This window comes from Sphingomonas sp. 2R-10, from assembly GCF_030062225.1.
Classification (GTDB): domain Bacteria; phylum Pseudomonadota; class Alphaproteobacteria; order Sphingomonadales; family Sphingomonadaceae; genus Sphingomonas.
On the sequence record NZ_JASCXF010000007.1, the window covers coordinates 1 to 23,985 of the forward strand.

The window sequence follows — 23,985 nt, forward strand, 5'->3', positions numbered from 1 at the left end:
TCATACGAGTGCTCGTATGACCAGTCGTCGTACCGAAAACTTCCCGCACCGTCCGCGCCCTCGTCAAAGGCGACAAGCATCCCGGATGCCAATGCTACCGCAAGGCGGCCTGCCGGCCACGCTTACGTTCAAGCGCGCTGACCAGCTGGACGAGAAACAACGCCGGTCGCCATATCGATGGAAAACATCCCATTCGACAAATGACACGAGCGCATGTCCGCTCCGGTCATTAGCTAGATGGAAGTGTGTCTACTTTAGCGATCCAAAACTTATAGGCTGCTAGTCCGCTATCGACCCAGTCGCGGCCGCCGCGCGAGGGAGGTCTAGCAAACGCCGAATGTCTGCTCGCGGCAAGACCTGACATTCAGGCCAGAACTTGGGAATGACGGCTTTGTCCCATACCGAGCCATTCGACCAGCGCTCCCGCAACATGAACCAATGACCGGAGTTCGGAAGCCGAAAAGCGCCAGCGAGTGTCGACAAATGGGTCATCAGGACAGGAGGGCAGAGCGGCAGTTCGCGACCAAAATGCGTCGTTTGCCGATTGGGCTTTGGACGACAGCTTGCTCCAGAACCCGCCATTCGCTCAGCGCAAAACGGCATGGCAGCAACGCGCCCATTCCGGTCGCTAAAGAGGTGCTTAATCGGGCCCAAGAGCAGCCGCTCGTTCATGTTACTCGGTGAAGCGCGATACCTGGCGAACCAACGCGCCGAGCGATCGATCATGTCGTCTGTTCAACGTATTGCCCGCTATTTCGCAGTCGACAATTTTCCAAGGCGGGTCCGCAGGACCGTGGCCCGCAATTCGATGAAAGCGAGGATGATCGCAATCATCACCAGCGCTATGATGCTATAAACTTGTGCCGAGGTGAGGACCGCTTTGCTGGCCTTGAGCATATCCGCATCGATGCTCGCGATCGGACCAGCAAAATACATCCAGACAGCCGCGATGAACAGCAGGACACTTGCCAGCGCCAGCCCCCGTAATTGTAAGACCAGCCGATTTGCTTCGAGCTCGATCGAGGCGCGCGTTGTGTCGATCTCGGGGAGGGTCACCATGCCGGTGATCAGCGCCCGAACCGTCGTATACATGCCGCCGAGGCCGAGCAGAAACACCAAACTTCCCTTAAGCTGGATCGCGATGATAGTCAGTATCTCCATCACGCTTCAGCTTTCCAGACTGGTCGATTTGTAGCGACCGGCGATAGCCTTGAGCGTGGTCGGACGTATGAATTCATATTCCTCTGGAACCTTGCCATTGTCGAAATAGACTTTCGACAAGTCGACGAACTTGGCCTCAAGACCGTTGACGTTCTGGCCTTCGAACAGATCGAGGCAGGCATATTCGATCGCCCGGGCAAAGTTGCTGGCACCGGATTTGATGCCGTGCTTGCTAGTCGCGATTCCGCCGCCGACGAAAAAGGCGATATCGGGCCCCAGCACCGATAAGCAAGCATGAACCGAATTGATTGCGACGCCGCCGGCAACGCTGAGCAGCGGATATCCGCCCATATCCATCGTTTGATAATGCTGCTTGGCCGCAGCCACACGCTGAGTATCAATCCGCCCATTTGCATTGCCGAAGCTGGGAGACTGGCCTGGATAAATGACATCGACACCGCTCATTGCGAGCATGCGAACGAACCCATTCGGGCCAAGTGCGCGTTCGAGCGCATATTTAAGTACCGGGTAGCAAGTAATGATCGGCTGCGCATAAGCCGTGAATTGGCCAGCCCGAATGGCTTGGACCAGAGACAGCCCATCGAGATTGCCATCAACCTTGATCACCCAGGGACCTTCCGGGGCCTGAGCCTCATGCAATTGGGCTAGACGCTCGTAGATCGGCCCGATCACCCGCGGTGGACCCGACAGATTGGCAGAAAAACGGCAGATCCGACCCTTCGACATATCGAGCGCCAGTGACGTCAACGTTTCGAAAAGCGCCAGTCGGTCGGCACCGTGCAGCAAAAGGTCGCGTGTATCGAGCTCGACGATGTCACAGCCGCTGTCGAACGCCTGCCGCGTGATCGCATAATAATCGTCATCCGACAGACAACTGCGCGGCTTGAGGCTGAAGGCTAGCAACGGCTTATGATCGCCGAGCGCAAAAGCTTGCCGGATCTTTGCGCGATCGTTGCTCTGCGGGCGATAGGCGGCTTCGATTGTGCCCTTGAGCGCGCCGAAGTCGATGGTCTTTACGGCTACAAAACCGGCATGATCGCTGATCCGTCGCAGGAATATGTCGCTCGCAAGGGTATGGATCAGCCGCTGAAGGGCATAGTCAGGGTCGGCGAACAAACTCGTGTCGAATTCAACACGGAACCCGAAAATATTCTTTGCCACATCGGCATCATTGCGATCGTCATGGCACGCCGCAGCCTCGGCGGCCCGCTTCTGAAATGCATCGGCATTAGCGGCGCTCGGAAAAATACTCTTGTGGAAATCGGCGAAGGTGCCAACCAGCAGGTCACGACCGACCTGCTCGAGAAAATCACCGAACTTCTCGTCGAACCCGCCCTTCGCCTTGTCATCGAGCACATAGGCAGCATGCACGACGACTTTGCTCATCGCGTTATTTCCATCGGCTCGAAATGCAGGATGCTGACCGGATCGGCAGGTCCAAGATAAGGGTAGAAACTTTCGAGCGCCGCGATCAGTTCCGCAAGGCTGGCGAACCCGTCGAGACGCGCATCGTCCTCGGTCAGTGCTGCATAGGGCTTCACCACCACCTCGGAAATCGCGATCGCGATCGACTGCGATCCCGCGACGAGCATCGCCGGGCCGACCAAATCAGTCTTCGCGCCAGCACGAATCGTCGATCGCTTCTGGCCATTGGCGACTAGTGGAAAATAGGCTGACTTTAGGCCGATCCGCTTCACGGACGGGCAAGCTCGACCTTGAAACCCAGCACCGGGGCATCCTCCCCTTTGTCGATATTCAGGATGCGGCGTGCATCCGCAATCGCCTCGTCGAGCGAGCCGCTTTCGGGCAACACCGCGTGCCAGTGCACGCATTTGAAGAAAGCTTCGATGCTGTCGGCCTCGAGAACCTCGATGATCTCGCCCCATAGCGCCGATTCGGCATCGGTATAGCCTCGCCGCAACTCGACATCCCGACCGCGCCGCACATGACTGCAGGTATATTGACGTCCGCGCTTGCGCAGTTCCCAGGTCTTTTTTCCTGAGCTAAACCAAGCGAACGGATCGCTCGACAGCGGCACGAACAACCGGTCACTCGAGGGCTTCGAGGGCTCGTTTGATCGAGGCGGGTCTTTCGGCGCTGCGGACGTCGGCATAATAATATCCTGGCACAGGTCGATCGGTAAGCTCAACTGCAATGCGGTGATTGAGGATGCCATGACGAAGCCATTTTGCGAGCGGGACTGGAACATATCCTGAACGAGATAAAAAGTCACGTGAAGTTCCACAACAGGTGTCGAAGAATTTCCTCGCAGCCATATGCCGGCTTACCTCAACGACACCGGCCGGTGGCCAGCGATAATTGCCGGCAACAACCAGCGCTTCGCGGGCAAGGATTTCTCCCAGACCGTTGCAGCGGTCCTTCTTGCGAAGCGCGAATCGCTTGGCTGCCGTAATCGGAATCGACTTCACGACATCGCCGCGTGTGATCGCCGCATAACCCTTGCCGAGAATCGGCCGCCCGAACTGGGCCCGGCCGGGGAAATGCGTGTGAAAATACTCACCAAGCTGCGTGACGCCGACCAAGGCGCGCGAACCATCTGTAAATTCCTCATACAGGGATATCAGCATGCCGTGCCGCGACGCACCTTGCGGATGGGCTCGCGCCAGCAGTGCGCAGGCAGCGCTGACCTCGGCGGCGCTCAATGCTGCCATTACGCGAAAGCTCCGCCCATCATGTTCGATCGCCTTGCTGTAGCGGGGCCATAATTTGGCAATTCGGCCGGATGCATATTCGAGGGCGAAGATCGCCACCGGCAGGCCTGCCTTGATCTGGACCAGCAGATCGCTTGGTGGTCGAGTATAGGAACCGCCCGTTGCAATCTCAAACGGGCTTCCTGCCAATCCCGGTATACGCAAGCGTCCCCGCGTTTCGAATGTCGAACGCCGTACTGGCAATCGTCGCCAGGCCACCTATCAGCTTCCCCCAATTATTCCGCCCCTGCAAGAATGGTGGCACAATCGTGCATCATGTTGAAGTGGCGAGTGACCCTAGCGAGGGTGGCGACCACCACCGGCCTCATAGCTTCGCGAAGCTCACCCTCTTGGATAGAAGGGACGAAACAGCCAAAACTCCTTCCTAAGATGACTGATCGAACGATAGCTTCCGAACTGTGCATTAGAAACTGAAGGCCGGCCATGTCGTCCTGCGATGCCGGTCGGACTAGCGCTGAACGTCGGCTTCTGACACGACAAGTCGTTTGACATCCGCTCCCGAATGGCAGGAAAGTCCCACTTCTCGCCAATTTCACCATCGCTGGTCGAGGCGTCGGGCGAACATGAATGAACGACCGAAGCTGGGAAGCGAGCGGGGCGACCTGAACGTCCACTTTTGGGTCGATGTCGTCAAGCCAACGTGAATTACGTCCAGCCTGTAAATGCGGGTTGAGCTTGGATTGCCGGTGCTATCTCCGGGTCAGTTGAATTTGCCAATGATCTGAGTGCCCATCTTTGTTCATTGTGGGGCACCAGTCAGTTCAGGCTCGCCCGCAACCGCGCCGCCAGATCCTCCAGCGTTACCCCGGCCAGCTGGTCCGCCCCCTCGCCCGCGCGCAGCACGGTGGCGAGGTTGAGCAGGATCTGCGTGACGTGATCGATCGACTGCAACCCGGTCAAATGCCGGCGCAGCGTCGCTTCGTCGCTGCCCAGTTCGAAGGCGAGGTCGCCGAGCATCCGCGATGCGCGCTCCAGCTCCCCCGCCATCGCCTCGCCCAGCGCGGGCGGTGGCAGCGGCTGCATGGCCAGCGCGCTCATTTCGAGCACAGTTTCAGGATGCCGGCGGCAAGGCCGTCGGCCGCCACCGGCTGCGTCACCATGCCGCGCGCCAGCGTGTGGCCGCCACCGCTCTCGGCCGGGGAAAAGGCATAGCCGCCCGCGCCCAGCATCGCCTTCAGCCCGCCGCCGCCATCCTCGCTGCCGTCGATCAGCAGCACGCCGGCCGCGTTCGATCCGGCCGCCTTGGCGGCGGCGGCGAACAGCAGCGAGATCGACGGACGCTCGCCCGCCACCGGATCGCGTGCCAGCAGGCGCAGCTTGCCCGAGGGCCAGGCGTCGATGACGAGGTGATGGTCGCCCTGCGGCGCGAAATAGATCGTGCCCTGTTCGATCGCCATGCCGTCCTGCGCGACGACGACCTTCGGCGCGACCTGCGAACCGAGCTTGGCGACCATGCCCTCGACCAAGCCGGGGCCGAGGTGCTGGACGACGATGGTCGGCGGGCAGTTGGCCGGAAATTCGCCGAACAGGTTGAACAGTGACGCGGTGCTCGACGCATCGCCGCCGACGACCAGCAGGCGACCGTTCCAGTCGATCGGCCGTGCGGCGGAGGTGGTTTTCCTGGCCCCCTTCATCGGCGCGTTGCGGGCCGACTTGATGCGCTTGCCCAGCTTGGCGATGATCGCGTTCAGCTCGGCCGGCGCGGCGACGCGCGGCTTGGGCAGGCAGTCGATCGCGCCCAGCCGCAGCGCCTCGATCGTCTCGCCCGCGCCGTCTGTGGTGCGGGTGGAGAACATGATGACCGGCATCGGCTTCGATTCCATGATCTCTGCCAGATATTCGATGCCGCTCATGCCGGGCATCTCGACGTCGAGCGTCATGACATGCGGCTTGAGCGACGCGACCATCGATCGCGCCTCGGCCGCGCCATCGGCCAGCCCGACGACCTCGACCCCCGGAATTCGCTCGAGCGCGCCGGAGATCAGCGCTCGCATGGTCAACGAGTCGTCGACGACGAGAACCTTGGTGCTGGGCATGATGTGATAGTCCCTAAAACTGTTACGCGGTACGTCAGGCTGCTTCGGCGATCGGCTGGTCGACCAGACGGTCGAGCGCCAGCACCAGGATCATCCGGTTGTCGATCGTCGCAAGGCCGTCGAGGAAGCGCGACGCTTCGGTGTCGCCCATGTCGGGCACCGGCTGCATCGCGTCGGGATGGACCGACACGATGTCGTTCACCGCGTCGACGATGATTCCCTGCAACTGCTCGCCGATCCGCACCACGATGATGACGTGGCGCGCCGACGGATCGGTCAGGCCCCAGTTCAGCCGGTGGCGCAGGTCGAACACCGGCAGCACGACGCCGCGCAGGTTCACGACGCCGCGGACATAGGGCGGAACATTGGGCAGCGGGGTGGCCGGCGACCACGCGCGGATCTCGCGGATCGCCATGATGTCGACGCCCAGGATCTGGTCGCCGAGCTGGAAGGTGATGAGTTGGCGGGACATGGTCGGTTCCTCGGGCGGTCGGATCAGTGCAGGACGCGCCGGATGGCGGCGGCCAGCTTTTCGGGATGGAAGGGTTTCACGATCCAGCCGGTGGCACCGGCGTCGCGCGCGCGCTGTTTCTTCTCGTCCGAGCTTTCGGTGGTCAGCACCAGGATCGGCAGGCTGCGGCGCCCCTGCCCGCGAACCTCCGAAATCAGGCCGAACCCGTCCATGCGCGGCATGTTGATGTCGGTAATCAGCAGGTCAGGCTGGAACCCGTCGAGCTTTTCCAGCGCATGGACGCCGTCCTCGGCCTCCACGACGCTGTATCCCAGATCGTTGAGCGCGACCCGCAACAACATCCGCATGCTGGGCGAATCGTCGACGGTCATGATCGTCTTTGCCACGGTTAGAGGTCCCCTCGGTACGAATTCGGTCATCAAAAAAATTCCACGTCGCCGACGGCGGCGGGCGGCGGCGGGGGCCGGCGCACGACGATCGGCGGTGCCGCCTCGGTCACCGACCGGCACCGTGCCAGTCCCACCGCCGCGCGAAATTCCACGCGCCGCGCGCTCGTGCCCCCCACATCCTCCCCGACCAGCGCGATCCGTTCCTCGCGCAGGAAAGTACGGGCGAAGGCGATGTTGGCACCACCGATATCGCGAAATCCTTCACGCATCGTTGCACCGCCGAAAATCCGTGCACGCAACCGCGACCGGGCGGCACCGCCCGCCAGCATCGCGTTGATCAGCACCTCCATCGCGTAGACGCCGTAACGCTGCATCGATGCGGCGTCGGTCGCGGTGCCGTCGGCCAGCAGATAATGGTTGATGCCGCCGATCTGTGCGACCGGATCGTAGAAGCAGGCCGCGACGCAACTGCCCAGCACGGTCGTCAGCACGACATCGGGTTCGTGGCTGACCTGCGTCTCGCCCTGCGCGACGGTCCGTCGACGCAGGCCGTCGCGGTGAGCGAAGGTCGTCATGCGGCACATTCCTGCAACAGCCGGGCGGCGATGCGGCGCAGCGGCAGCTGTTCGGCGACCGCGCCGATCTGATGCGCGATCGCGGGCATGCCGTAGACGACGCTGGTCGCCTTGTCCTGGCCGAAGGTCATCGACCCTGCGGCGCGCATCGCCTTCATCCCCTCCGCCCCGTCGCAGCCCATGCCGGTCAGGATCGCAGCGGTCGCATCGCCGCCCGCCAGCCGCGCGACCGAATGGAACAGCCGGTCGACCGAGGGGCGATGCCCGTTGATCTTGTCGGCCTCGACCAGCCGGCAATGGCGACGATCGCCCGCGCCGCCCAGTTCCAGGTGCCGTTCGCCGCCGGGCGCCAGATAGACTTTGCCCACCGCCAGGATCGCGCCGGGGCGCGCTTCCTCGACGGCAGGCGCGCACAGCCGGTTGAGGCGCGCGGCGAAGCTGGGGGTGAAGGTCGCCGGCATGTGCTGCACGATCACCGTCGGCGGACAGTTGGCGGGAAAGGTCGAAAGCAGTTCGATCAGCGCCTCGACCCCGCCGGTCGATGCGCCGATCGCGATCATCGCGCCGGGCCGCGGGGTATAGCTCGCCCGCTCCTGCACCGGTGCCGCGGTACGTATCGGGGTGCTGCGGGCGGCAGGCCGCGACGTGGCGGCGGCGCGCACCAGATCGTTCAGCTCGATGGTACCGGCCTGATCGGCCCCGCCCATCAGGCGCTTCTTGTCGAAACAGTCGAATGCGCCGCGCTCCAGCGCGGTCAGGCTGGCCTCCGCCCCTTGCGCGGTCAGCGTCGAGAGCATGACGACCGGCGTCGGGCGCAGCCGCATCAGCCGTTCGAGGAAGTCGAGCCCGCTCATCCCCGGCATCTCGATGTCGAGCGTCACGACATCGGGGTCGAGCGCCTTGATCTGCGCCCGCGCCTCGTCGGCGCTGGCGGCGGTGCCGACGACCTCGATCCCCGGATCGGCGAGCAGCCGGCGGCGGATGATCGCCTGCATCGCCAGCGAATCGTCGACGATCAGCGTGCGGACGCTCATGCGGCGACCTTCTGGTACGCGGTCCGGCCGATGCTGCGGAACTTGCCCTGCACCGCACCGATCAACCGCTCCGAATGCCCGATATACAGCATGCCCCCCACCTCCAGCCGGTCGGCGAGCCGCGCCAGGAGGCGCTCCTTCGTCGGCTCGTCGAAATAGATCATGACGTTGCGACAGAAGATCGTGTCGAACCGCCCCTTGATCGGCCAGTCGCCGAGCAGGTTGAGCGGCCGGAACGCGATCGCGTCGCGCAGCACCGGATCGACGACCAGGTCGTCGCCCTCCCCCCGGGTCCATGCCGCGCGGAGCGATGCGGGGATCGTCCGCATCGTTTCCTTCGAATACTGCCCGGCGCGCGCGGTCGCGAGGACGCTGGGCGACACGTCGGTCGCCAGCATCTTCAGGTCGCCCTTCAGCAAGCGCTGCGCCGTGCTGCGATCGGCGCCGAACATCGCCATCAGCCACGAATAGGGTTCTTCGCCGCTCGAACACGCCGCCGACCACAGCCGTACCCGCCCGCCCCCGGCGACGCGGTCGACCAGCGCCGGCCATATGCGGTCGACGAAATCCTCGAAATGATGGTTTTCGCGAAAGAAGCTGGTGTGGTTGGTCGTCAGCGCATCGATCGCGCGCGCCCGCTCCACCGTATCGCGACCGATCAGCGTGACATAGTCGGCGAAGCTGCCGAGGCCGCAGGCGCGGACGCGCGGCGCGATCCGGCCATAGACCAGCTGCGCCTTGCCGTCGGGCAGGAGGATGCCGACCTCGTCATACACCAGCGCGGCGATCGCGCGGTGGTCCGCGGCGCGAAAGTCGAATTCGCGCGCGCGGCTGTCATCGAGGGCGGCGGAGCGGCTCATGCGGCCAATGCCGAACGGCCGGCATAGCGCCCGCCGCGCGAGGTGAGCGCGTCGACATCGGCGATCAGCGCAACGCGCCCGTCGCCGAGGATCGTCGCACCGGCCACGCCGTCGATCGCCTGGTAATTCGCTTCGAGGCTCTTCACGACGACCTGCCGCTGGTCCTGGATCGTGTCGACCAGCAGCGCGGCCTGGCCATGGTCGCCCTCGACCACGATCAGCACCGCATCGGTCGCGTTGCGCTGCGCCCCGTCGATGCCGAGATAGTCGGCGATCCGCAGGACGGGCACATAGGCGCCGCGTACGTCGAGCACGGTGCCGTCGGGACCCAGCCGGCTGAGCGCGACCTCGTCGGGGCGCAGGCTCTCGACGATGTGGCTCAGCGGAATGACGAAGGTCTGGTCGCCGACCGTCACGATCATCCCGTCCAGCACCGCCAGCGTCAGCGGCAGGCTGAGCGAGAAGCTCGACCCGAAGCCCTCGCGCGACTGGATGCCGATGCGGCCGCCCAGCGCCTGGATGTTCTTGCGCACCACGTCCATGCCGACGCCGCGGCCCGACACGTTGGACACGACCGCCGCGGTCGAGAAGCCGGGCGCGAAGATCAGGTTGTCGATCTCCTCCTCGCTTAGCACCGCGTCGGGCAGGATGATGCCGCGTTCGATCGCCTTGGCCTTCACGCGGGCGCGGTTGATCCCCTGCCCGTCGTCGGACACGGTGATGACGATCCGGCCCGACTGGTGCGCGGCCGACAGGCGCACGACGCCCTCGGCCGACTTGCCGTTGGCGACGCGGACGTCGGGCATTTCGAGCCCGTGGTCGACGGCGTTGCGGATCAGGTGGGTCAGCGGCTCGCCGATGCGCTCGACCACCGTCTTGTCGACCTCGGTCATCTCGCCATCGACCTCGAGGCGGACGCGCTTGCCGGTCTCGCCCTCCAGTTCGCGGACGATGCGGGGCACACGGCTGAACACCGTCTTCATCGGCTGCGCGCGGATCGCCATCGTCGATTCCTGCAGCTCGCGCGTCAGGTGTTCGAGGTCGCTCAGCTCCGAAATGCCGCCCATCTGGTTCTCGGCCAGCCGCTGCGCCAGCATCGCCTGCGTGATGACCAGCTCGCCGACCAGGTTGACCAGTCGGTCGAGCTTGTCGAGGTCGACGCGGATCGTCTGCGCCGCCGGGGCGGCGGCAGGCGTGGGAGCGGCGGCGCGCGGGGCGGCCTTTTCCTCGACCGCTTCGACGATGGCGACCGGCGCGGGCGCCGGAGCGGGCGGCGGTGCGGGTTCGTCGGCGACGACCGCGGGCGCCGCGACCGAATCGAGCAGGTCGAACAGCGCATCGACGCTGTCCTGCGCCATCGCCGGTTCGGCATCGCCGCGGGTCAGGGTGATCGCCGACGGGTCGCCGAACTCGAACACCGCGCGGATATCCTCCTCGGCGACGCTCGCCGGCAGCGCCACGTCCCACACCAGATAGCCACATTCGGGTTCCAGCGCGTCCAGCGTCGGCAGCTCGCCCCGGTCGCAGGCGGTAACCTTGCCGCCCAGCATCGTCAGTTCGCGCAGAAGCAGCAGCGGCTCGGCGCCATGATCGAACGCCCTTGGTCCCGGCGCGAAGCGCAGGCGCCAGCCATTGGCGGCATCGGCCCCGTCCTCGGACTGGGCGACGTCGCCCAGCATCGACATCAGGTCGTCGAAATCGTCGGAGATCTGGGCGACCGGTGCCGCTTCGGGTGCAGCCGCCTTCGCCGCCGGCGGGGCGGCATCGCCGCCGGCCGCGACCGTCAGCCGTTCGAGCGTCGCGCCGTCGGACGGCGGCGTGTCGCCGTCGCGGGCGGCCGCGACATGATCGGCCAGCATGTCGAACGCACCGACCACCACGTCGAGCAGCGCGGGCGTCAGTTCCAGCGTGCCGTTGCGGATCAGGTCGAGCAGCGTCTCATACTGGTGGGTATAGGCCTGGAGCCGTTCGTGGCCGAACGCGCCCGCACCGCCCTTGATCGAATGGACGCAGCGGAACACGCCGTTGATCGTCTCGGAATCGCGGTCGCCGTCACGCAGCGCCGCGAAGTTGCTCTCCATCGCGGCGAGCCCTTCCTCGCACTCCTGGAAGAAGATCTGCTGGATTGCGTCGAGGTCCATGGGTCGCTCCGGAATCAGGCGGCGAGGAGGGTGTCGAGGGCCGCCAGCGACGCCGTGTCGGCGAACACCGGGCTCGCGCCGACGATACGGAAGTCGAGTTCGGCGTCCTCGGCGGCGGCTTCGGCCGCGGCCAGCACCTGCAGGCACGCCTGGCCGATCCGCTCGACCCCCGATGCGTCGATCGCGACGGGACCGCCCGCGGCGATGGCGTCGCGCAGCGTCTGGCGCAGCGCCGTCGCGGCGGGGGTGTCGAGCACGGCAGGCAGGGCGATGGTCATGAGCAAGTCCGTCGATGAAGGGTACCGGTGGTCGGGCGGATCAGAATTCGGTCCAGTCGTCGTCGGCGGCCACCGCCGCGGCAGACGATGCGCCCCCCGCTGCCGCGACCTTGCGCCGCGGCGGAGCGGCGATGTCGCGCCCGACCTGTGCGACACGGGCCTGCAGCCGGTGGACGGCGCTCTGCGTCGGAGCGTGACGGACGGGCGTGTGGTGCGCGGGCGCCGGTGCGAAGGCGGTGGGGGCGCCGTCACCGAGGTTGAAGCGGTCGACATGACGCGCCAGCTCCTGCGCTTCCTCGGCGAGGCTGCGGGCGGCGGCGGTGGCCTGTTCGACCATTGCCGCATTCTGCTGCGTCACACCGTCCATCTCGTTGACAGCGGTATTGACCTGCTGGAGCCCGGTCGCCTGCTGCTCGGCCGACGTCGCGATGCTACTGACCAGCGTGCTGATCTCGCCGATGCGGCCGATGATGCGTTGCAGGGCCTTGCCGGTCTCGCTGACCAGTTCGACGCCGGTCGCCACCTGTTCCGACGATGCGTTGATCTTGGCCTTCACGTCCTTGGCGGCATCGGCCGAGCGCTGGGCGAGCGCGCGCACTTCCGATGCGACGACGGCGAAGCCCTTGCCCGCATCCCCCGCCCGGGCCGCCTCGACCCCGGCGTTCAGCGCGAGCAGGTTGGTCTGGAACGCGATGCCGTCGATCACGGTGATGATGTCGCCGATCTCGGCCGAGGCGCGCTCGATGCCGTTCATCGCCTCCACCGCGCGGCGGACCACGTCGCCCGACTGCTCGGCCTCGGCGCGGGTCTCGCTGACCACGCTGTTGGCGCGGGTCGCGCCGACGGCGGTCTCGCGGACGGTGCCGGTGATCTGGTCCATCGCCGCCGCGGTTTCCTCCAGGCTGGCGGCCTGCTGTTCGGTGCGCTGCGACAGGTCGTCCGACGCGTCGCGGATGTCGTTGGCGCCGTTGTTGATGCCGCTGGTCGCCTCGCGCACCGCGGCCAGCACTTCCGACACCGCCTGCATGGCGGCGTTGAAGTCGCGGCGCAGCGGTTCGTAATCGGCCGGGAACGTCTCGTCGATGCGATAGCTGACGTCGCTGGCGGCAAGGCGCGACAGCCCCTGCCCCAACGCACCGACGACCTGCTGCTGCGTCGCCGTCGCGTTCTTCACGGCCTGCCCGTTCGCACGGAACACTTCCATCGCCTTCGACATGCGCCCGACGCAGTCGCTATGATCGAGATACCGGATCGGCGAGGCGAAATCGCCCGCGGCGATTCCCTCCATCTGTTCGACCGAACTGACATAAGGATCGCAGATCGCCGTGCGGAACAGCACCGACATCAGCATCGTCAGCACCAGTGCGCCGCCCGCCATCGCCAGCAGGGTCCCGGCGGGAAGCGCGTCCGACAATGCCAGCGCGGTCGTCGCGACCGGGATTGCGGCCAAGGTGGTATAGACCACGCCCAGTACGACGAATTTCTGGCGTACCGGCGCAGCTTTGCGGAACCAACCTATCATGCGTCCTGCTCCCATGGGATGACCCCCGGGGAAGCCACCCCCCCGGGCGGACTTCCTCTCACCGTCATGGATAGGACACGGTGTATAATTTCTGGTTAATGGCGGCATCGGACCGCTCAACCGTTGGTATGATCCGGTCCGTCGACCCACCCGTTCCGCATGGCGCTCCGGTCTCGATCGGGCTCCTCGATGCAAGGCACCCGCGTTCGATCCTGTGCCCGGGTTATCCGATATTCTTTCTTTGTTGCGCCAACCGATGAGTTGACAGCGGTAGACAACGTGGTAGCGTTACCACAGTCGGATCATCCGGCACACAGATGGGCGGACGTAACCGCACCACGATCCTAGGGGAGAATATGCATGAGGGGTCACCTTCTCGGCACGCTCGCGCGCTCGTCATCGACCTTGGCGCTCGCAGCGCTGTTCATCGCGCCCGGCATCGCCGCGGCACAGACCGGCGACACCGCCGTCAACGCCCAGCCCGGCGCGACCGAGGGCACCAACGGTAGCACCGCCCAGCAGACCGGCCAGGACCCGGTCGAGGATGGCGCCGAAATCACCGTCACCGGCATCCGCGCCTCGCTCAACCGCGCGATCGACATCAAGCGCAATTCGGCGGGCGTCGTCGACGCGATCAGCGCCGAGGACATCGGCAAGTTCCCCGACACCAACCTCGCCGAATCGCTACAGCGCATCACCGGCGTATCGATCAACCGGGTGAACGGCGAAGGATCGCAGGTTTCGGTCCGCGGCTTCTCGGGCGGGTTCAACCTCGTCACGCTGAACGGCCGTCAGCTGCCGGCATCGAACGTCGACACCAGCGGCGCGGGCGACTTCGCGCGCGGCACCGGCCGTTCGTTCGATTTCCAGAATCTCGCGTCGGAGGGCGTCTCCGCGCTGGAGGTCTACAAGACCGGCCGCGCGGCGATCCCGTCGGGCGGCATCGGCGCTGCGATCAACGTCGTCACCCGCAGGCCGCTCGATTCGCGCGAAGGCGGGCTGACCGGGTCGGTCGGTGCCAAGGCGCTGCACGACGTCAGCACCAATGACGGCGTCGGCGCCCGCGTGCTGCCCGAAGTGTCGGGCCTCGTCAGCTGGCGCAACGACGCCCGCACCTTCGGCCTGTCGGTGTTCGGCAGCTTCCAGCGGCGCGACAGCACCTCGGCCCAGAGCGCGCCCAACTATTTCACGGTGGTCCCGACCGCCGACGTGCTCAACCCCGCCGGCCCGTACGTCAACGGGCAGACCCAGATCGAGAACCGCCCGACCACCCCGTTCACGCTGGTCCCCAACGACAGCCGCTACCAGTTCTCCGAAAACAAGCGCCAGCGCATCAACGGACAGGCGGTGGCGCAGTTCGCCCCGACCGACCGGCTGACCTTCACCGCCGACGCGCTGTTCGCGCAGAACCGGCTGGAGGAACAGCGCAGCGAGCAGACCAACTGGTTCAACCGCCCGTTCGGCCGGATCCGCTTCAACGGCAACGACGTGATCGCCACGCCCGACTTCATCTCGGAATCGATCAACGGCGTGAAGGATCAGGGCTTCGAACAACAGTTCCGCGCGACCAAGACCCAGCTTCAGTCCTACGGGCTGAACGGCAAATGGCAGATGACCGACAATCTGACGCTGAACCTCGACGGCTATCATGCCGTGTCGAAGTCGACGCCGGACGCGCCCAACGGCACGTCGGTGACGCTGCTGTCGCTCGGCGCGCCGGTCATCAGTGCCCAGGCGATCGACTACAGCACCGGCTTTCCGCAGGTGACGCAGACGATCAACGACCGGATCAACGGCAACGGCAACGGCGTCCTCGACATCGGCGACCTCGGCACGCAGATCGCGCGTACCAACACCGCGACGCAGCGGCAGCGGATCAACGGCGGTCGCGCCGACCTCGGCTGGGACTTGGGCGCCGGCAGCCGGTTCGACTTCGGCGGCACCTACAGCGACGCGGTCATGACCAGCCAGCGGGTGCAGACGCAGCAGCAGCTGGGCGACTGGGGCATCACCGATCCGGGCATCGTGCAGCGGCTTGCCTCGAACGTCGTCAAGACCTTCTGCCTCGACTGCAAGTTCGACCGGTTCACCCCGGCCGATCAGAAGCGCACCGCCTTCCGCGGCAACGCGGTCGTGCTGAACGACATCTTCTCGAACTTCTACGCCGCCAATCCGATCAACACGACCGCCAACGACTATGACAGCGTCGGCGAAAAGATCTGGGCGGTGTACGGCCAGATCACGTGGAAGGGCGAGATCGCCGGCCGCAACGCCAACCTCGTCTTCGGCACCCGCTACGAAGAGACCAAGGTCCGCTCGATCGCATTGCAGGCGGTTCCGTCGGCGATCAAATGGGACGCCGACAACGATTTCTCGTCGGTCATCTCCTCGTCGGCGTCGACGGTGTCGCAGCGTGGCAGCTATACCAACCTGCTGCCCGCGATCGACTTCAACATCGAGGTGTTCGACAACTTCATCGCCCGCGCCTCGGCCAGCCGGACGCTGGCGCGGCCCGACTATGGCAACCTGTTCGCATCGACCACCGCGGGCGCGCCCAGCCGTCCGGTCGCGCTGGGCGGCCGGCCGACCGGCTCCTCAGGCAATGCCGGTTTGCTGCCGCTCGTGTCCGACAATTTCGACCTGTCGGTGGAGTGGTATTACAAGCCGTCGAGCTATGTCTCGCTCGGCTTCTTCGACAAGCGGGTGCGCAACTTCATCGGCACGGGCGTCTTCAACCGCACGCTGTTCGACCTGCGCGATCCGTCGTCGGGGGCGCCCGGCACCCGCTCGGGCACCGCGGCCGACCGGCTGCGCGCGCTGGGCGCCGACCTCAGCGACGTAAACCTCTTCACCTACACCGCGCTGTTGAGCCAGAACGGCGGCAACACCGCACAGGCCGACGCCAATTTCCAGGCGAACCGGAACGCGGCGGGCGCACTGAACCAGGACTATGTGAACAGCATCCTGCAATCGGTCGACATCTTCGGCAACGCACAGGACCCGCTCTACACCTTCGCGGTGTCGCAGCCGGTGAACAACCGCGACGGCCATATCTATGGCTTCGAACTGGCCGGGCAGCACTTCTTCGGCAACACCGGCTTCGGCGTGCAGGCGTCGTACACCAAGGTGTATGGCGACGTGAACGCGGACATCGCCGCCGATCCCAGCGTCAACGTGTTCGCGCTGACCGGTCTGGGCGACAGCGCCAACGGCTCGATCATCTACGACAGGAACGGGCTGTCGGCGCGCGTGTCGTACAACTGGCGCGACAAGTTCCTCGCCGCGACCAACCAGGGCGACAGCCGCAACCCGTTGTTCGTGGCGCCGTTCGGCACGCTCGACTTCAACATCAGCTACGATCTGAGCGACAAGATGGCGCTGTCGATCGAGGGCGTGAACCTGACAAGCGAACCGCTGGTCCAGTACGGCCGCGATCGCAACGCGCTGGTGTTCGCGCAGGAACTGAAGCCGCGCTTCCTGCTGGGCGCGCGCTACCGTTTCTAGGGCGCCCAGGTAACTGGAAAGGGCCGTCCGCTTCGGCGGCGGGCTCTTTCCTTTACCGCGCCACCCCGTATCCTGACCGCCCGTTCTACAGCAGGTTCGTGCCGCCGATGCCCCATCCCGTGCCCCTCAACAACGTCGACCACCACGACCTGACCGTCGCGGTCGCGCATGGTGCTGCGCATGGCGACGCGGTGAATCAGGTGCTGCTGTTCCCCAACGAGTTCGAAACGGCGCAGCGCGACTATCCGATCCTGTTCCGCCGCGACGAGCGTGGCGGGTTCTACGCCGTGGCGCTGCTCGGGCTCGACCCCGACGACAATCTCTTTCTCGGGCCCGATGGCTGGCGGGCAAGCTATATTCCTGCCGTCCGCCAGCGCGGCCCCTTCTCCCCCGCCCCCGACGGACAGGGCGTGCAGGTCGATCTCGACGATCCGCGCGTCGGACAGGCCGGCGAGTCGCTCTATCTGCAACATGGCGGGACCGCGCCGTATCTTGCCCATATCGAGGCGGTGCTGGACGTGATCCGCGAGGGGCAGGCGATCAACGCCCCGCTGTTCGCTGCATGGGAGGCGGCGCGGCTGCTGCGCCCGACCACGATCGAGATCGATCTGGGCGACGGCCAGACCTGCGCGGTCGAAGGCATCTTCGTCATCGACGAGGACCGGCTGGACACGCTGGACGCCGATGCGCTGGCGACGCTCCACCGCAGCGGGGCGCTGCGTGCGGCGTTCATGGCGGTCGCCTCGCTCGACAACATGCCGCGGCTGATCGATCGTCGTCGCCAGCGGCACGGCGGATGACACCGCCCCGCCCCGTCCGGGTGATCGAGGGCGCTCGCCTTTCCGACCTCTCGCCCGTGGCGCTGGTCGCGGCGAACGAGCCGGTGGTCCTGCGCGGGATCGCCGCCGACTGGCCTCTGGTCGCCGCGGGCCGGGCGGGTCCGGCGGCGGCCATCGCCTATCTGAAGCAGTTCGACGGCGGGCGGCCGATCGTGGGCTATACCGGCGATCCGGCGATCGGCGGGCGCTTCTTCTATCGTGACGACTGGTCGGGACTGAATTTCGACGCGGGCCGGATCGGCCTTTGCGCCTATCTCGACCGGATCGAACGGCATCTCGACGACCCGGAATCGCCGGCCTTCTATATCGGTTCGACCGATCTCGACGCCTATCTGCCCGGCCTGCGCACCGACAACGACCTGTCGCTGCCGCCATTGTCGTCGGGCGCGGCACCGCCGCTCGCCAGCATCTGGATCGGCAACCGCACCGTCGCGGCAACGCATTACGACATGTCGAACAACCTCGCCGTCTGCGTGGTCGGGCGGCGGCGCTTCACCCTGTTCCCGCCCGATCAGGTCGCGAAGCTGTATCCGGGACCGCTGGAGCCGACACCGGGCGGCCAGGTTGTCAGCATGGTCGACCTGCGCGCGCCCGACCTCGACCGCCATCCCCGCTTCGCCGAGGCGCTGGCCCACGCACAGGTCGCCGATCTCGAACCCGGCGACGTCCTGTTCTACCCCGCGCTGTGGTGGCACAATGTCGAGGCGCTGGCATCGTTCAACGTGCTGATGAACTATTGGTGGAACGACGTGCCGGCCTTTGTCGACAGCCCGATGACGACCCTGCTCCACGCGCTGCTGTCGCTGCGCGAACGGCCCGCGGCCGAGCGCGCGGCATGGGCGGCGATGTTCGACCATTATGTCTGGAGCGGCGGTGACGGCGCGCGCGCGCATCTGCCCATGGCGATCCACGGCGATCTCGCCCCGCTCGACGAACCCGCCGCGCGGCGGCTGCGCGCACGTCTGCTGCAACGGTTGAACCGATGACCCCCATGCGTATCGTAATCGCCGGCGGCGGCACCGCCGGCTGGCTGGCCGCCGCGCTGCTGACCAGGCAGCTGGCCGACCTGGTGCAGGTGACGCTGGTCGAATCCGAAGCGATCGGCACCATCGGCGTGGGCGAGGCGACGATCCCTACAGTCCGCAGCTTCCATGCGCTGCTCGGCCTCGACGAGGCGGAGTTCATGGCCGCGACCGGCGCCAGCTTCAAACTGGGCATCGCGTTCGAAGGATGGGCGCAGCGCGACGACCGCTATGTCCATTCGTTCGGCGAGGTCGGCCGATCGACATGGATGGGCGATTTCCAGCATTTCTGGCTGGAGGCACAGCGACAGGGCGCCGCCGCCCCGATCGGCGCCTATTGCCTCGAACACGAGGCGGCAGAGGCCGGGCGGTTCGTCGGCGGTCCCGACACGCCGCTCAACTACGCCTATCATTTCGATGCCGGCCGCTACGCCGCCTATCTGCGCCGGCGCAGCGAAGCGCAGGGGCTGACCCGGATCGAGGGCAGGATCGCGCGGGTCGAACGCGATCCCATGGGCGGTGACATCGCCGCATTGGTGCTCGACGACGGGCAGCGCGTGGAGGGCGACCTGTTCCTCGACTGCACCGGCTTCCACGCGCTGCTGATCGAACGGACGCTGGGCGTCGGGTTCGAGGATTGGGGCCATTGGCTGCCGACCGACCGCGCGCTGGCGGTGCAGACGCGCAGCGTGGGCCCCGCCCCGCCCTATACCCGCGCGATCGCGCACGATGCCGGCTGGCGCTGGCAGATCCCGCTGCAGCACCGCGTCGGCAACGGGCTGGTCTACAGCTCGCGCCATCTGGACGACGACGCGGCGCGCGAGCGGTTGCTGGCGTCGATCGAGGGCGAGACGCTGATCGAACCGCGCCTGATCCGCTTCCGCACCGGCCGGCGCATGGCAACGTGGGAACGCAACTGCGTCGCGCTCAGCCTGTCGAGCGGCTTCGTCGAGCCGCTGGAATCCACCAGCCTGCACCTCGTCATGATCGCGCTGACCCGGCTGGTGCAGCTGCTGCCCTTCGGCCATCCCGGCGCGGCGGCGCGCGCGCGCTTCAACGATCAGGGCCGGCGCGAGATAGAGGCGGTGCGCGACTTCGTGCTGCTGCACTATCACCTCAACCAGCGGGACGACCCCTTCTGGCGCGAACGGCGCGAGATCACCCCGCCCGACAGCCTCGCCGAACGCATCGCGCTGTTCGCAGAGGGTGCGCATACCTATCAGTCCGCCGACGACCTGTTCCGAGTCGGATCATGGGTGCAGGTGATGCTGGGCCAGCGCCTTGCCCCCGTCGCCTGGCATCCGCTGGCAAGGGCGATGCCGCCGGGTGAACTGGGCGCGGCACTGGACCAGTTGCGCGGCGGCATCGCCGCAACGGTGGCACAGCTGCCGACGCACCAGCAGTTCCTCGACGCCTATTGCCGCAGCCCCGACTGAGGATTTGATCCAACCCTATTCAGGAATCGAACCGAAGCTCAGTCGTCGCCGCGGCGATAGGGACTGTGGAGGTTCGCAAGCCATCCCGCGCGGTTCTGCGGTGCGGGTGCGACGGTCCCGCGCGGCCGGCGTGCGGCAGCGACGTCGATGTGCGACGCGGCGAAATGCAAGCCGGCCCGCCCGTCCTGTGCCCAGCGCACCCGCCCCTCGACATGGTGCAGCGTGCCCATCGTGACGAGCACCCGCCCGTCCGATGGCAGTCCCGCCGGATCGTCGATACAGGCGCCGGATTCGGACAGGTTGCGGACACGACATTCGGCCACCCGGTCGACCGCCTCGACCCGGGCGTGCAGGATGACGCTGTCCCGCCGCGGGCGGGGAGGAAACCGGTCGGACGACGAATCGCTCATGGCCACGACAGCATGGCGATCGGACGCTAACGCCGGGTTAACACATCGATGACGGGAAACTGGTGCCCCTGGCCGGAATCGAACCAGCACTCCTTGCGGAATCCGATTTTGAGTCGGACGCGTCTACCAATTTCACCACAGGGGCACGCCGGGCTCCGTTAGCCCAAGCTGCGTGCCCCCGCAACCGGTTGGATCAGGCGAACACGTCGACGTCGTTCAGCTTGCCATAGGGGTCCTTGGGGTCGGGACCGAAGCGGTTGGGACCGACCGTGCCCGGCAGCGCGAGGAGGACCAGCAACCCGATCGACGCGATGAACCCGACCACCGGGATGAAGCTGACGACATAGATCCCGAGCAGCCACCAGCCGCTCATGTTGCGGTCGTGCAGCCGACGTACCTGTACCGCGATCGAGGGGATCAGGATGCCGAGGCCGAGGATGCCGAGGACGACGACCGCCAGCATCAGCGGACCGTTCACCGATCCGGCCTGAACCTCGGCCATGCTCGACGAGAACGCACCCAGCAACCCGAAGATCGCGCCGAGGATCATGAACACGATCAGGTAACCCAGCACGAACATCCAATATTCCTTGCGCCGCGAGCGCCCGGAAAATTCGGCATACCGTTTCAATGGCAGCAGCATCCATTCCATCGATAAAACCCTCTCGTTACGGGATAGCAACGGTGCCAACCGCGAAGCCGCCAAAAGGTTTCCTCGAAATCGCCGCATTTCCCGCAGGCACCCTCCCGTTACGGCACGGCCGCCCCGGTAAGACATGATGGCCCGTCGGCGCGCTCTTCAATTCGTCGGCGGACGGCGGCGATAGCTCAGCGCCTCGGCGACATGCGCGCGTCCGACGCCGTCCGCCTGCGCCAGATCGGCGATCGTCCGGCTGACGCGCAGCACGCGGTGGAAGGCGCGGGCCGACAGCCGCATCGCCTCCGCCGCCTGTGCCAGCAGCGCGCGGGCCGGCGCATCGAGCGTCGCGGCACGTTCCAGCACGCTGCCGTCCGCCTCGGCATTGGTCCGCACCCCGTCGGCGGCATAGCGTTCCCGCTGCACCGCGCGCGCCACCGCCACCCGCGCCGCCACCTCCGCCGAACCTTCAGCGGGCGGCGGCAGGACCAGGTCGGCGGCGCTGACCGCCGCCATCTCGATCGCCAGGTCGATCCGGTCGAGCAGCGGTCCGGACACCTTTGCCTGATAATCCGCGGCACAGCGCGGCGCTCGGGCGCAGGCCAGCGCCGGATCGCCCAGATGCCCGCAGCGGCACGGGTTCATCGCCGCGATCAGCTGCACCCGCGCCGGAAAGGTGACGTGCGCATTGGCGCGCGCGACGCTGACCTCGCCGGTTTCCAGCGGCTGGCGCAGCGAATCGAGCACCGCGCGCTGGAACTCGGGCAGTTCGTCGAGGAACAGCACGCCCAGATGCGCCATGCTGATCTCGCCGGGCTTCACGCGCAGCCCACCGCCGGTCAGCGCCGCCATCGATGCGGAGTGGTGGGGGCTGCGGAACGGGCGCGCGCGGGTCATCCGCCCGCCGGTCAGCGTTCCCGCCACCGACTGGACCATCGACACTTCCAACGCCTCGGCCGCATCCAGCGGCGGCAATATGCCCGGCAGGCATGAGGCGAGCAGCGACTTGCCCGCCCCCGGTGGTCCTACCATCAGCAGGTTGTGTCCGCCGGCCGCGGCGATCTCCAGCGCGCGCTTGGCGGTCTCCTGTCCCTTCACCTGTTTCAGGTCGTTGCCGCTCCAGCCGTCCTCGGCCCCGCCCGGCACCGGAGTACGCAGCATTTGCTCGCCCTTCAGGTGGTTCAGCAGCGACAACAGGTCGGGCGCCGCCACCACCGTCGTCCCCGCCCATGCCGCCTCCGCCCCCTGCGCCGCCGGACAGATCAGCGCCCGCCCCTCGCCACTCGCCAGCATCGCCGCCAGCAGCACGCCGGGCGATGCCGCGATCCGGCCGTCGAGGCTCAGTTCGCCGACGACCAGATGCTCGGCCAGCCCCTCGGCATCGACCACGCCCATCGCCGCCAGCAGGCCCAGCGCGATCGGCAGGTCGTAATGCGATCCTTCCTTGGGCAGGTCGGCGGGCGACAGGTTGACCGTGATCCGCTTGGGCGGCAGCGACAGGCCGATGGCGGCGATCGCGGCGCGCACCCGCTCGCGGCTTTCGCCGACCGCCTTGTCGGGCAGGCCGACGACGACGAAGGCGGGCACGCCCGGTGCCAGTTGCACCTGCACCTCGACCCGTCGCGCTTCCAGCCCGAGATACGCCGCCGTCGATACGATCGCGACCATGCTGCCCCTGTTCCCCGTTTGCCCCCGACGTCCATAGCCGCTTTCCGGGGCGAGGGAACGGCCGATCGATACGACGGGTGGAATCGAAGAAGCACGCGATCGATGCCGGTCGGCGCTCGATCGCCGCCTTGCCCCCGCAACGCCCCACTGGCATGGGCCATGTCACGATGCGCGCCCTGCTGTTGATCGTCGGCATGCTGCTGATCCTGATGACGCCGCTGGTAGCGTTGCTGCCGGGTCCGGCCGGTATCTTCACCTTTGCTGCCGGCACCGCATTGATCCTGCGCAATTCGCGCCGGGCGCGGGTGCGCTTCGCGCGGGCGATGCGCCGCCACCCGCGCGTCCGGGCACTGTCGGACAGGGCCCTGCGCCGGCCGAGCGCAAAGCGGCGGCGATTGCGCGCCGATGGCCTGACGGTCGGACGTTGACTTCATGGGCACCCGTGGCTAAGGCGCTGGCCACGCGGCCGCCGTCACTGGCGGCTTTTTACGTTCTGGCAGTTTGAATACCCGGGGAATGAGTGATGAAGCGGACTTTTCAGCCGAGCAACCTGGTACGGGCCCGTCGTCACGGCTTCCGCTCGCGCATGGCGACGCCGGGCGGCCGCAACGTGATCCGGGCGCGTCGTGCGCGCGGTCGCAAGAAGCTGTCGGCCTGAGGAAAATGCTTCGCCGCCGGGATTATCTGGCGGCGAATGCCGGACGCCGGGCGCCCATGCCCGGCTTCGTCCTGCTGGTGCGACAGCGTGCCGCGGACGAACTGGCCGATACGCCGCCACAGGCGATGCGAATCGGCATTACCGTATCGAAGAAGGTCGGAAACGCCGTCGTCCGCAACCGGATGAAACGGCGTTTTCGCGCGCTTGCCGCAGAGCTGCTGCCCGAACAGGGCATTGCCGGTGCCGATCACGTGCTGATCGGTCGGAACAGCGGCATCGAACGCCCGTTCGACGACCTGAAAGCCGATCTTTCCAGGGCGTTGCGCAAGGTCCGCCGGTGAGCGACGTGGGCGATGCGCCCCGCCCGGGCATTCCGGCCCGCGCGCTGATGCTGGTCGCGCGCGCGTGGCAGCTGGGACCATCGCTGATCCTGCCGCCGTCGTGCCGCTACCAACCTTCCTGTTCGGCCTATGCAATCACCGCCATTGCCCGCTATGGCGCGGTCAAGGGGGGCTGGCTGGCCGCGAAACGGATCGCGCGCTGTCATCCCTGGGGCGGGCACGGCCACGATCCCGTGCCTTGAGACTGAC

At 66.5% G+C, this 23,985-nt stretch carries 26 protein-coding genes and 1 tRNA gene; 8 read left to right on the top strand and 19 right to left on the bottom strand.

The features are described 5' to 3' along the window. Positions 1-750: 750 nt before the first annotated feature. The 15 genes from QLH51_RS04655 to QLH51_RS04725 all read right to left on the bottom strand — a co-directional run bounded on the left by QLH51_RS04655 (position 751) and on the right by QLH51_RS04725 (position 13,221). Positions 751-1,164 carry a hypothetical protein gene (locus QLH51_RS04655; protein ID WP_164516107.1) on the bottom strand — a complete coding sequence of 138 codons (414 nt, stop codon included), beginning with the start codon at positions 1,162-1,164 and terminating at the stop codon, positions 751-753. A 3-nt stretch (positions 1,165-1,167) separates the two neighbouring features. Then, entirely contained in the window at positions 1,168-2,568 is a 1,401-nt protein-coding gene (locus tag QLH51_RS04660; protein ID WP_125656532.1) for a hypothetical protein, read from the bottom strand. Beyond that, positions 2,565-2,879 (bottom strand): ASCH domain-containing protein, encoded by a 315-nt coding sequence (locus tag QLH51_RS04665; protein WP_164516106.1) that lies wholly within the window; start codon positions 2,877-2,879, stop codon positions 2,565-2,567. The genes QLH51_RS04660 and QLH51_RS04665 overlap by 4 nt, the downstream gene beginning before the upstream one ends. Further along, positions 2,876-3,226, bottom strand: a complete 351-nt coding sequence (locus tag QLH51_RS04670; RefSeq protein WP_164516105.1) for a hypothetical protein — start codon at positions 3,224-3,226, stop codon at positions 2,876-2,878. Before QLH51_RS04670 ends, QLH51_RS04665 begins: the two co-directional genes overlap by 4 nt. Before the next feature lie 4 nt (positions 3,227-3,230). Continuing rightward, on the bottom strand, positions 3,231-4,043 hold the full coding sequence (locus QLH51_RS04675; protein WP_283514381.1) for a hypothetical protein: 813 nt from the start codon (positions 4,041-4,043) through the stop codon (positions 3,231-3,233). A 627-nt stretch (positions 4,044-4,670) separates the two neighbouring features. Next, positions 4,671-4,952: a hypothetical protein gene (locus QLH51_RS04680; RefSeq protein WP_125656524.1), complete on the bottom strand. Its 282-nt coding sequence runs from the start codon at positions 4,950-4,952 to the stop codon at positions 4,671-4,673. Continuing rightward, a complete protein-coding gene (locus QLH51_RS04685; protein WP_125656521.1) occupies positions 4,949-5,950 on the bottom strand; it encodes a chemotaxis protein CheB in 1,002 nt (333 codons plus the stop codon). The genes QLH51_RS04680 and QLH51_RS04685 overlap by 4 nt, the downstream gene beginning before the upstream one ends. Positions 5,951-5,984: 34 nt before the next feature. Further along, entirely contained in the window at positions 5,985-6,422 is a 438-nt protein-coding gene (locus QLH51_RS04690; protein ID WP_125656518.1) for a chemotaxis protein CheW, read from the bottom strand. 23 nt (positions 6,423-6,445) lie between these two features. Next, positions 6,446-6,808: a response regulator gene (locus QLH51_RS04695; RefSeq protein WP_125656515.1), complete on the bottom strand. Its 363-nt coding sequence runs from the start codon at positions 6,806-6,808 to the stop codon at positions 6,446-6,448. A gap of 32 nt (positions 6,809-6,840) precedes the next feature. Next, positions 6,841-7,395 (bottom strand): chemotaxis protein CheD, encoded by a 555-nt coding sequence (locus QLH51_RS04700; RefSeq protein ID WP_443018816.1) that lies wholly within the window; start codon positions 7,393-7,395, stop codon positions 6,841-6,843. Then, a complete protein-coding gene (locus QLH51_RS04705) occupies positions 7,383-8,420 on the bottom strand; it encodes a protein-glutamate methylesterase/protein-glutamine glutaminase (protein ID WP_125656509.1) in 1,038 nt (345 codons plus the stop codon). Before QLH51_RS04705 ends, QLH51_RS04700 begins: the two co-directional genes overlap by 13 nt. Next, positions 8,417-9,280 (bottom strand): CheR family methyltransferase, encoded by an 864-nt coding sequence (locus QLH51_RS04710; protein ID WP_125656506.1) that lies wholly within the window; start codon positions 9,278-9,280, stop codon positions 8,417-8,419. The genes QLH51_RS04705 and QLH51_RS04710 overlap by 4 nt, the downstream gene beginning before the upstream one ends. Further along, positions 9,277-11,421, bottom strand: coding sequence for a chemotaxis protein CheA (locus QLH51_RS04715; protein ID WP_125656503.1), 2,145 nt, complete (start codon positions 11,419-11,421; stop codon positions 9,277-9,279). The genes QLH51_RS04710 and QLH51_RS04715 overlap by 4 nt, the downstream gene beginning before the upstream one ends. A 14-nt stretch (positions 11,422-11,435) precedes the next feature. Further along, entirely contained in the window at positions 11,436-11,699 is a 264-nt protein-coding gene (locus QLH51_RS04720) for an STAS domain-containing protein (RefSeq protein WP_125656500.1), read from the bottom strand. 40 nt (positions 11,700-11,739) lie between these two features. Continuing rightward, positions 11,740-13,221: a methyl-accepting chemotaxis protein gene (locus QLH51_RS04725; protein ID WP_125656497.1), complete on the bottom strand. Its 1,482-nt coding sequence runs from the start codon at positions 13,219-13,221 to the stop codon at positions 11,740-11,742. A gap of 360 nt (positions 13,222-13,581) precedes the next feature. Between QLH51_RS04725 and QLH51_RS04730 the strand changes: the two genes are divergently transcribed. From QLH51_RS04730 to QLH51_RS04745, 4 genes are all read left to right on the top strand, one after another. After that, positions 13,582-16,725 carry a TonB-dependent receptor gene (locus QLH51_RS04730; RefSeq protein WP_125656494.1) on the top strand — a complete coding sequence of 1,048 codons (3,144 nt, stop codon included), beginning with the start codon at positions 13,582-13,584 and terminating at the stop codon, positions 16,723-16,725. 119 nt (positions 16,726-16,844) lie between these two features. After that, positions 16,845-17,525: a SapC family protein gene (locus QLH51_RS04735; RefSeq protein WP_283514388.1), complete on the top strand. Its 681-nt coding sequence runs from the start codon at positions 16,845-16,847 to the stop codon at positions 17,523-17,525. Beyond that, a complete protein-coding gene (locus QLH51_RS04740) occupies positions 17,522-18,550 on the top strand; it encodes a cupin-like domain-containing protein (protein ID WP_125656488.1) in 1,029 nt (342 codons plus the stop codon). The genes QLH51_RS04735 and QLH51_RS04740 overlap by 4 nt, the downstream gene beginning before the upstream one ends. A gap of 5 nt (positions 18,551-18,555) precedes the next feature. Beyond that, positions 18,556-20,022, top strand: a complete 1,467-nt coding sequence (locus QLH51_RS04745; RefSeq protein ID WP_206428937.1) for a tryptophan halogenase family protein — start codon at positions 18,556-18,558, stop codon at positions 20,020-20,022. A 38-nt stretch (positions 20,023-20,060) separates the two neighbouring features. On the opposite strand, the gene QLH51_RS04750 is transcribed toward QLH51_RS04745, so the two are convergent. The 4 genes from QLH51_RS04750 to QLH51_RS04765 form a co-directional block, all read right to left on the bottom strand. After that, on the bottom strand, positions 20,061-20,432 hold the full coding sequence (locus QLH51_RS04750; protein ID WP_125656482.1) for a PilZ domain-containing protein: 372 nt from the start codon (positions 20,430-20,432) through the stop codon (positions 20,061-20,063). Positions 20,433-20,492: 60 nt separating this feature from the next. Then, positions 20,493-20,577, bottom strand: a tRNA-Leu gene (locus QLH51_RS04755). A 48-nt stretch (positions 20,578-20,625) separates the two neighbouring features. Beyond that, the gene (locus tag QLH51_RS04760) at positions 20,626-21,084 is read right to left on the bottom strand and encodes a DUF805 domain-containing protein (protein ID WP_125656479.1); all 459 of its coding nucleotides are present in this window, start codon (positions 21,082-21,084) and stop codon (positions 20,626-20,628) included. Between the two features lie 147 nt (positions 21,085-21,231). Further along, positions 21,232-22,737: a YifB family Mg chelatase-like AAA ATPase gene (locus QLH51_RS04765; RefSeq protein WP_125656476.1), complete on the bottom strand. Its 1,506-nt coding sequence runs from the start codon at positions 22,735-22,737 to the stop codon at positions 21,232-21,234. Between the two features lie 77 nt (positions 22,738-22,814). Between QLH51_RS04765 and QLH51_RS04770 the strand changes: the two genes are divergently transcribed. From QLH51_RS04770 to yidD, 4 genes are all read left to right on the top strand, one after another. Beyond that, the gene (locus tag QLH51_RS04770; RefSeq protein WP_206428936.1) at positions 22,815-23,165 is read left to right on the top strand and encodes a hypothetical protein; all 351 of its coding nucleotides are present in this window, start codon (positions 22,815-22,817) and stop codon (positions 23,163-23,165) included. 95 nt (positions 23,166-23,260) lie between these two features. After that, positions 23,261-23,395, top strand: a complete 135-nt coding sequence (gene rpmH / locus QLH51_RS04775; protein WP_055760664.1) for a 50S ribosomal protein L34 — start codon at positions 23,261-23,263, stop codon at positions 23,393-23,395. 5 nt (positions 23,396-23,400) lie between these two features. Beyond that, complete coding sequence (gene rnpA, locus QLH51_RS04780) at positions 23,401-23,736, top strand: ribonuclease P protein component (protein ID WP_125656473.1); 336 nt, start codon at positions 23,401-23,403, stop codon at positions 23,734-23,736. A 29-nt stretch (positions 23,737-23,765) separates the two neighbouring features. Beyond that, the gene (yidD, locus tag QLH51_RS04785; protein WP_125656561.1) at positions 23,766-23,978 is read left to right on the top strand and encodes a membrane protein insertion efficiency factor YidD; all 213 of its coding nucleotides are present in this window, start codon (positions 23,766-23,768) and stop codon (positions 23,976-23,978) included. Positions 23,979-23,985: the final 7 nt, after the last annotated feature.